The sequence below is a fragment of the Shigella sp. FC1661 genome, assembly GCF_001712525.1.
Classification (GTDB): Bacteria; Pseudomonadota; Gammaproteobacteria; order Enterobacterales; family Enterobacteriaceae; genus Escherichia; species Escherichia coli.
Map to the genome: position 1 here is coordinate 1 of NZ_MDGW01000418.1, position 697 is coordinate 697.

The following is a 697-nucleotide window of genomic DNA, read 5'->3' on the forward strand; positions in this document are numbered from 1 at the left end:
TAGCAACAGCTCACCCATGCGGCTCTGACAACGATGTTAACCCGCGTTAAATATCCCACGTTGGCCAGCATCTGTCTCACGGAAAGTCATACTGCCTTACCCAGATGTTGTCTCAGATTCAGATTATGTCGCTCAATGCGCTGAGTGTAACGCTTGCTGATAACGTGCAGCTTTCCCTTCAGGCGTGATTCATACAGCGGCCAGCCATCCGTCATCCATACCACGACCTCAAAGGCCGACAGCAGGCTCAGAAGACGCTCCAGTGTGGCCAGAGTGCGTTCACCGAAGACGTGCGCCACAACCGTCCTCCGTATCCTGTCATACGCGTAAAACAGCCAGCGCTGACGTGATTTAGCACCGACGTAGCCCCACTGTTCGTCCATTTCAGCGCAGACAATCATGGATTTGCCCCTATATTTCCAGACATCTGTTATCACTTAACCCATTACAAGCCCGCTGCCGCAGATATTCCCGTGGCGAGCGATAACCCAGCGCACTATGCGGATGCCATTCGTTATAATGCTCGAACGCCTCTGCAAGGTTCTTTGCTGCCGTTAACCCGTCTGGTTTGGGCATGATACTGATGTAGTCACGCTTTATCGTTTTCACGAAGCTCTCTGCTATTCCGTTACTCTCCGGACTCCGCACCGCCGTGTTCTTCGGTTCAAGTCCCAACATCCGGGCGAACTGGCGTGTT

General features: G+C 52.9%; 1 protein-coding gene and 1 pseudogene. Both read right to left on the reverse strand.

Annotated features, from left to right (window positions below):
- Window positions 1–95: 95 nt before the first annotated feature.
- A pseudogene (locus BFF42_RS19285) lies at window positions 96–410 on the reverse strand (IS1 family transposase); the annotation flags it as partial.
- Between the two features lies 1 nt (window position 411).
- On the reverse strand, window positions 412–697 hold a 286-nt coding region (locus BFF42_RS19290; RefSeq protein WP_000318964.1), incomplete at its 5' end, for an integrase core domain-containing protein.